At 33.8% G+C, this 8,825-nt stretch carries 7 protein-coding genes; 3 read left to right on the top strand and 4 right to left on the bottom strand.

The features are described from left to right. Nucleotides 1-392: DUF115 domain-containing protein (locus QMD61_11140; protein MDI6725190.1), on the bottom strand; the 392-nt coding region annotated here is incomplete at its 3' end. 113 nt (nucleotides 393-505) lie between these two features. On the opposite strand from QMD61_11140, the gene QMD61_11145 reads away from it, so the two are divergent. Beyond that, on the top strand, nucleotides 506-1,663 hold the full coding sequence (locus QMD61_11145; protein ID MDI6725191.1) for an alanine--glyoxylate aminotransferase family protein: 1,158 nt from the start codon (nucleotides 506-508) through the stop codon (nucleotides 1,661-1,663). A gap of 40 nt (nucleotides 1,664-1,703) precedes the next feature. Here the strand turns inward: QMD61_11145 and QMD61_11150 are convergent, their stop codons facing one another. Together QMD61_11150 and QMD61_11155 are read right to left on the bottom strand one after the other, a co-directional pair. Further along, the gene (locus QMD61_11150) at nucleotides 1,704-3,062 is read right to left on the bottom strand and encodes a radical SAM protein (protein MDI6725192.1); all 1,359 of its coding nucleotides are present in this window, start codon (nucleotides 3,060-3,062) and stop codon (nucleotides 1,704-1,706) included. A gap of 28 nt (nucleotides 3,063-3,090) precedes the next feature. After that, nucleotides 3,091-4,701, bottom strand: a complete 1,611-nt coding sequence (locus QMD61_11155; protein MDI6725193.1) for a thiamine pyrophosphate-binding protein — start codon at nucleotides 4,699-4,701, stop codon at nucleotides 3,091-3,093. Between the two features lie 323 nt (nucleotides 4,702-5,024). Between QMD61_11155 and QMD61_11160 the strand changes: the two genes are divergently transcribed. After that, nucleotides 5,025-6,545 carry a LytS/YhcK type 5TM receptor domain-containing protein gene (locus QMD61_11160; protein ID MDI6725194.1) on the top strand — a complete coding sequence of 507 codons (1,521 nt, stop codon included), beginning with the start codon at nucleotides 5,025-5,027 and terminating at the stop codon, nucleotides 6,543-6,545. A 226-nt stretch (nucleotides 6,546-6,771) separates the two neighbouring features. Beyond that, nucleotides 6,772-8,724 (top strand): acetate--CoA ligase, encoded by a 1,953-nt coding sequence (gene acs / locus QMD61_11165; protein ID MDI6725195.1) that lies wholly within the window; start codon nucleotides 6,772-6,774, stop codon nucleotides 8,722-8,724. Nucleotides 8,725-8,732: 8 nt separating this feature from the next. On the opposite strand, the gene QMD61_11170 is transcribed toward acs, so the two are convergent. Next, on the bottom strand, nucleotides 8,733-8,825 hold a 93-nt coding region (locus tag QMD61_11170), incomplete at its 5' end, for a deoxyuridine 5'-triphosphate nucleotidohydrolase (protein ID MDI6725196.1).

Here is an 8,825-nt window from a genome sequence, read left to right on the forward strand (position 1 = left end):
ATTTTTTCAATGTTATTTCCATGTGCATGAACTACCAAAATAGCTCCTTCTTTATTTGCTTTGATAATATTATCCATATCACCATCTAAATCTGTAACGATGATATCGGGGATTGTATTTTCTTCTAAAAGAGCTGTAGTTGCTCCATCTGCAGCAATTAAGGTAAAATCACTTAAATTTAATTTTTTTAATTCTTTTATATTTCTTTTTATAGATGGTCCTGCGCCAAAAACAATTACTTTATTCTTTATCTTTATTTCATTTTTATTCAGACCATTATGGTTTTTTAATAAATTATTTAATAATTTTGCAGACTTTTCATCCTCATTCTGGCTGAAACCGAACTCATCCAATATTTCTTTATACCATGAAAACCATATATCCAAATTCATATAAAAGAGATATATCATACCAGATATAAGTAAAGTTGTTTTGCTAATTACTTAAATTGGAAGTTGAGTAACTCAGTTTCCCAACTACCAAAATTAAGATTGGAGGATTAAAAATGGAGGAAACCCTGTTAATGATACCAGGACCTACAAGAGTAGCTCCTAGAGTACTAAAAGCCCTGTCAGAGGCAATAATAAACCATAGAAGTGCTGAATTTGCTGAAATTTTAACTGAAACAAATGAAATGATGTCAGAAATTTTCCAGACAGATAATCAATCCTATACCATAACCGGTTCTGGAACAGCAGCCATGGAGGCAGCTGTAGGAAATATCCTAAACAAAGGAGATAAAATTTTAAATATCGTAGGTGGAAAATTCGGTGAAAGGTTTATGCAAATAGCAAAAACCAATGGAGGATCCCCTATAGAACTCAAAGTAGAATGGGGAACTGCAGTAAACCCAGAAGATGTCAAAAACATTTTAGATGAAAACGAAGACATTAAAGCTGTTACAATAGTTCATAATGAAACTTCAACAGGAGTTGCAAATCCTATTGAAGAAGTTGGAAATGTTCTTAAGGATTATGATGCATTATACGTTGTTGATACTGTTTCATCCCTTGGAGGAGATGATGTAGCAGTAGATGATTATAATATTGATATTTGTGTTACTGGTTCACAGAAATGCCTTGCAGCACCGCCAGGAATGGCTGCAATTACAGTAAGTGATGATGCATGGAATCTGATTGATAAAGTACAATCTAGTTCATATTATCTTGATATAAGGAAATATAAAAAGTATGGAAACAATAAACCATCTGAAACTCCATTTACTCCATCTGTTTCATTAATGTATGCCATGAAAGAAGCATTAAACGTGGTTATGGAAGAAGGGCTTGAAAGCAGGATAAAAAGACATAAATTAGCTGCAGAAGCAACAAAAAATGGTATAAAAGCCATTGGTCTTGAATTATTTGCTCAAGAAGAAGTTTCATCTGCAACCGTAACAGCCATTAAAATGCCTGAAGGCGTAACTGATAAAGACATGAGAGGCACAATGAGAGATAAATATGGAATAGTGCTTGCTGGTGGTCAGGATCATCTAAAAGGTAACGTATTCAGAATAGGTCATATGGGTAACGTTACTTATAAGGATATTGTAACAACAATTTCTGCACTTGAAATGACTTTAAAAGGCCTTGGATTTGATGTTGAATTAGGAAAAGGAGTTGGAGCGGTAGCAGATACTTATCTAACTTCAAAACACCTCTAATTCTTCTTATTTTATATTTCAAAAGCTTTTATTAAATGAATTATCTACCCACATCTTTAATCATTGCACCCACAGTTTTAATAAGTACAAACCCATCTATCCATGCTTGTCGAATAATGTAGCTTGGGCGTAGATAAAAATCTCTAAACGCTTTTTTTTGTAAATTTTTAAGCTCTTCCAATGAACAATCGACTGTTTCTAAAACTGGACTCAGCAAAGTATATTTTGACCAGTCGTTAACCTTTATAAGGTTCTGTTTAGAAGCTTTAATGTAAAAATCAGTTCCAGGATAAGGAGTGGCGAGTGAAAATACTGCATAGGAAGGGTTAAGGCTTTTAACAAAATTTATTGTTTTCTCTATACTTTGCCGGGTGTCTCCAGGCATTCCAAGCACTGCAGATGCAATTGTTCTGACATCAAGTTCTCTGGTAAGTTCAAAAGTCCTTCTTATTCTATCCAGGGTGATTCTTTTGTTTAATTTATCTAAATGTTGCTGATCTGCAGATTCTACGCCTAGAAAGACAGTTATACATCCTGAATCTTTCATTTTCTGGAGAAGTTTCTTGGATAAGGTATCTACCCTTGCTGTACATCCCCAATAAAAATCAAGATCCCTTTCCTTAATTTCATCGCATACCTCTTCCACTCTTTTTCTGTTCATTGTAAATGTATCATCCATGAATGCTATCATTTCAGAATCATGCACATCTATTAGATGTTCCATTTCATCAACAATATTATCTGCTGATCTCATCCTCAATTTATGGCCATGCATCGCTGATGATGAACAGAACGAGCATCTATGAGGGCATCCTCTTCCCGATATCATTGTTCCGGTTGAAAGTTTCATGTTTAGAATTTTATATTTGTCCATAGGGAGTAAATGTCTTGCAGGGAATGGTATTTCATCTAAATCTTCTATAATTGGCCTTGGGGGAGTTTTAAATTTTCTGGTGACTATGCCTTTAACTTTACTTAAGTCCCCTCCCTTTTCAATGGTTTCAACAAGTTCAAGCATGGTGTACTCGCCTTCACCATAAATTATAATATCAATAAAATCATTTTTTAAGAGTTCATTATACGTAAATGTTGGATGATATCCTCCTAAAACCACATAAGCCTTGGGACATGTTTTTTTTGCAATTTCAGCTGTTTTAAGTCCCTGAATAATTGTAGGCGTTAATGCAGTAACCCCTATAACATCTGGTGAATACTTAGAAATTTCATTTTCCAGTTCTTCCCAGCTCATTTCAAGGGCAGAACCATCTATTATTTTGACTTCAATCCCTCTTTTTTCAAGTACTGCTGCTATATATGAAATTCCTAAAGGAGGAGCTACAAGACCTATGAACTTATATTTGGAAGCAGTGTCTGGAGGGTTTATCAATAAAACCTTCATATAATCACCTTTGAAATAAATTTTCAAATTATTTAGGGTTTATTTTGGGTAAAATTATTCCTTCTTCTTTATCAACCATTATATCTATTAAATATGGTTCTTTCAACTTTAAAGCATTTTCTACTGCTTTAAATATTTTATCTGGTGAATCTATTCTTTCTGCTTTAATTCCATATGCCTTCGCAATTTCAACAAAGTCTGGATTTTCAAGTTCAACCTCAAATCGTTTTCTATATTGCATATCCTGCCACTGTTTTATTATCCCCAGACAGCAGTTATTTATGATACAGATTAATATGGGGATATTCTCCTGGGAAATTACTGCAAGTTCTTGCATTGTCATCTGGAATCCTCCATCTCCCGTAACTAAAACAACATTTTCTTCAGGTTCTGCCAGTGCAGCACCAATCGCAGCAGGCAATCCATAACCCATAGGCCCAAATCCACCTGAAAATATTAATGAAGATGGTCTTTTAATCTTTTTAAGTAATGTAACCCATGTTGTATGTGTTCCAGCATCACTTACAGTTATTGAATCCTCTGATGCATCCAGAATGTCCTTTATAGCTCTTTGAGGTTTAATTGGAATGTTATTATAATCTGTTTTAATATTATATGTTCTTTTATAGCTTTCAAGCTCTGAAAGCCATTTACGCGTGCTTATGATTTTAATATCAGATAAACAGTCTAAAAATTCTGATACATCTGCCCGGATTCTTATATCTCCACTTAAAACGCTTTTATCAAGATTTACATGAATAATACGTTCTTTTCCAATACCTATCTCTGTTCTTTCTGAAAATCTGCAGCCCAATGCAATTAAAAGGTCGCAGTTATTACCTGCAAAATTAGCGGCTGTTGTACCTCTAAGTCCAATCATTCCAAGGCAAAGCGGATGATCTTCAGGCAAAACTCCCCTTGCAGAATATGTTGTTGTAACAGGAATGCTGTATTTTTCCGCAAAAACTTTTAATTTATCTACTGCATGCCCCCATATAATTCCAGTTCCTGCAAGAATAAGTGGCCTTTTAGAGTCCTCTATTAATTTAACTGCATCATTAATTTCATTTAAAGGAACATTATTGGGATAACTTATTTTTTCATCGACCCAGTACATATTTACATCTTCGTTTAAAACATCTTTTGGAAAATTCAAATGTACCGGCCCTGTTTTATCATGGGTAATTGAAACAATTGCCTCTTTTAATTTCAAAATACCATCTTCCGGATCTTTAATGTTAAATGAGTTTAACGTGATTGGATTAAATATTCCCTGAACATCAACATCCTGAAATACATTCTGCCCTTTTTGATCTCTTTCCACATCCCCCGTAATAACAACCATTGGAATTGAGTCTTTAAATGCCGTTCCAACCCCCATGACCAAATTCAACGCTCCCGGACCGGCAGTTGCAGTACAAACCCCGAAATTACCGGAAACTCTTGCATATCCATCAGCTGCATGAGCCGCTCCCTGTTCATGGCGCATCAACACATGTTTAATATTAGAACTTCGTAATGCATCATAAAACGGCAAAATTTGCTCACCCGGATGTCCAAAAATGAATTTGACACCATTCTGTTCCAGAACCTGTACCAGAGCATCCGCACATCTTACGGTAATATTTGATGAATCCATTGATAAGTATATGATCTTTAATTTTATTAAAGCTAACCCATTTCAAGAAATTCAAATATTCTTATTGTATTAATGCAATTTACCTACTTTTTAGGTATTTCTTACTATTTAAATTGCAAATACTATTAAAAAAATTGATTCAACTGTTAATAAATATTCTAAGAGATATATCATTTAGTTTTCTCATTAATATAACAAATCAGATAAAAATATAAAGAACTTCCCCCCAATAATTTTAAAAACAGGCTAATATAATAATAAAGTATATTTTAAATTACTAAAATCTTACGAAGTTGATTTTTTTTATCATATCAGGTGTTAAATTGATAGAATTACAAAAAAAAAGAATAATAGCTAATTATTCAAAGATAACAAGATATTTAAGAGTTAACGAAGAACATAGTATACTAAATCTCCATGCTTTAATCGCTATAATGGGAAGTATAAGTGTATTACTTATTTTAGAAGGAGGAGAAGAATCATTAGGCCTTGCATTACATTCTCTATTAGTGCTTATAGAAAAAACATGCGTAATTATTGTTATTGCTTATATTGTCTCACGTATTAAATATTTTCAGGAAATACTTGATGGTAAATTCACCTTTAAAAATCAATTTATTATAATCTTAATTTTTGGAGTAATTTCCATTTTTGGTTCCTATTCTGGAGTAGATGTCTTTGGTGCAGTGGCAAATGTCAGAGATCTTGGTCCTATGATTGCAGGTTTAATTGGTGGGCCAATAGCGGGTTTAGGAGCGGGACTTATTGGAGGACTTTATAGATACTTCTTTATTGGGGGTCCAACCACATTATCATGTTCAATTGCTACAATTCTTGCAGGATTATTTGCAGGAATTATATTTTTAGCAAATGGACGTAAATTTATTGGAATTTTCGGTGCAGTGGTCTTTGCAGTTTTAATAGAAATGTTTCATATGCTATTAGCGCTTCTTATTGTAAAACCATATTCATTAGCATTTTCAATCGTTGAAGAACTTAGTATTCCCATGATTCTTGCAAATACTCTGGGCATACTCGTTTTCTCATTTATAATATCAAACCAGTTAAGAGAGCATAAAACTGCTAAAGAAAGAGATATGTACTTTGACGAGCTTGAAAGGAAAAAAAATGAATTAAAAGTTGCACAAAAGATCCAGCAGACATTTTTACCAGATTCAATCCCACATTTAAAAGATTTTGACGTTGCTGCTATTAACATTCCTGCAAAAGAAGTTGGAGGGGATTTTTATGATTTTATCCCAATTACAGAAGATAAAATGGGTATTGCAATTGCAAATGTTTCTGAAAAAGGAGTTCCAGCCGCTCTTTTAATGGCATTATCCAAGACAATAGTTCAAACAAAAGCAATGAAGACCAATCAAGTTTCTGATGTAATGGAATATCTAAATAAGTTAGTAATTATTGAAGCAGAATCTGGAATCGATTTATCACTATTTTATGCAGTATTAGACATGAAGAATAAAAATTTAAGTTATATTAATGCCGGGCATGAATCTCCTTTAGTTTTCAAAAAAAATACTGGAAATATTATAGAACTTGCAAATGAGAATTTTAAATTAGGTAAACTAATTAATATAGACTTTAAAGAGAAAAAAATAAGTTTAAACCCCGGAGATACCATAATTTTTTATACTGACGGCATTGTCGATGCTTTAAATGAAGAAGAACCTTTTGGAATTGAAAAGCTTAAACTGCTTATTAAAGAAAGCCATAATTTGCCCTCAGAAAATATAGTCTTAAAAATAAAGCAAGAAATTTCATCTTTCAGTAAAGATAATCCTCAATTTGATGATATGACTTTAGTGGTCTTGAAAGTTAATTAAACAATTTAATTTTTATAAAAAGCCCCTAATTATTCCATTGAACGGAATTACCTATTTGTAAAGTTAGAATCAGTAAATTCTCTTATTTTTTTTAAATTAAGCAAAAATCTGATAATAACTAATATTTTAAACGAAAAAAATTTAAGATTTTAAAATTAAAAAATAATATAATTATTTGTATTGAATATAACTGGCATTTAGATTTAAAAATCTTGAGGGGGATAAAATGTCAAAGGATTTAGAATCCCTGCTTAAAGAAGAAAGAGTATTTAAACCTGCATCAAAAATTGTAGAAAATAGCAACATAAAAAAATGGATGGACATCCAAAATATAGAAAATTACGAAGAACTGCTTGAAAAAGCTGAAAATAATCCTGAATGGTTCTGGGATGAGATTGCAAAGGAACTTGAATGGTTTAATTCATATAAAGGTGTATTAAAATGGAATCCGCCATATGCAGAGTGGTTTTTAGATGGAAAATTCAATATAGTGCATAATGCTTTAGATAGACATATTGAAGGAAACAATAAGGATAAAATAGCTTATATATGGGAAGGAGAAGGCGGAGAAACAAAAAAATTAACTTTTTATGATCTCTGGAGAGAAGTAAATAAATTTGCTAATGCCCTTAAAGAGTTAGGCGTAGAAAAAGGGGATACTGTAAGCATTTATTTACCCATGATACCCGAACTTCCAGTGGCAATGCTTGCCTGCGCTAAAATTGGTGCTATTCACTCAGTTGTCTTCTCTGGATTCTGGGCAAAGGCATTTCAGGAAAGGATCAATGATTCAGAATCTAAAATTGCTATAACTACAGATGGATTCACAAGAAGGGGAAAAATGATACCTCTTAAAGAGAATGTTGATGATATACTTGATAAAACTCCTTCTGTTAAAAATCTTATTGTAGTAAAGCATGCTGGTCTTGATATTGAAATGCAAGATGGTAGGGATCTATGGTGGCATGAAATCACTGCAGATATGGATGAAACATGCGATACTGAGGTTATGGATTCTGAAGACCCGTTATTTATATTATATACTTCCGGAACTACAGGAAAACCTAAAGGAGTTGTTCATGTCCATGGCGGATACGCTGTTGGTGTTTATGCAACTTTAAAATTCGTTTTTGACCTGAAAGATGATGATATATGGTGGTGTGCTGCTGATATTGGATGGATTACAGGACACAGTTATATAGTCTACGCTCCCCTTTTACTTGGAGTAACATCCATCATCTATGAAGGTACCCCAGATTATCCGGATCCTGGAAGATTATGGAAGATGGTAGAGGACTATAAGGTTACTGTTTTCTATACAGCCCCCACCACGGTGAGAATGTTCATGAAATTCGGGGAGAAATGGCCCGATAAATATGATTTAAGCTCTTTAAGACTTCTGGGTTCTGTTGGTGAACCAATTAATCCAGAAGCATGGGTATGGTATTATAAATACATTGGAGGCGGGAAATGCCCGATAATGGATACATGGTGGCAGACTGAGACTGGAATGCACCTAATAACTCCTTTACCTGTATCTGACCTTAAACCCGGCTCTGCAGTGAAGCCATTTCCAACAGTTAAGGCAGATATCTATGATGAGGATGGTAATTCCTTAAAAGATAAAGGCGGTCACCTTGTAATTAAATCACCATGGCCTTCAATGTTCAGGACTTTATATAAGGATCCACAGCGTTACATTGATGCTTACTGGAGTAAATTCGAGAATGTTTATCTAAGTGGAGATGTTGGAAGAATTGACGATGAAGGTTATTTCTGGATTCAGGGACGGGAAGATGACGTTTTAAATGTGGCCGGGCATAGAATAAGCACTGCTGAAGTTGAATCTGCCCTTGTAAGTTCTGAAGGTGTGGCAGAAGCTGCTGTAGTTGGAAAACCTGACCCTATAAAGGGTGAAGAAATAGCTGCATTTGTTGTACTGAAAGAAGGTAATAAACCAGGCGAAGATTTTAGAAACGAACTTAAACATCATGTAAGAGTTGAAATAGGTCCCATAGCTACTCCGACCTATCTGAATTTTGTTGATGATCTTCCTAAAACAAGATCAGGGAAAATAATGAGAAGGGTAATAAAAGCAAAGGTAAAAGGAGAGGATGTTGGGGATATAAGTACTCTTGCAAATCCTGAAGCGGTTGATGGGCTTGATAGAGCTATTTAATTTATAAATCAACCCTCAGATTCCTGATAGGATCCATTATACTCTCCAGACCCAGTAACATCAAAAACAACGGCCTGAGCAATCCTTTCCCCTTTTTTAAT

It is taken from the genome of Methanobacterium sp. (genome assembly GCA_030017655.1).
Taxonomy (GTDB): domain Archaea; phylum Methanobacteriota; class Methanobacteria; order Methanobacteriales; family Methanobacteriaceae; genus Methanobacterium_D.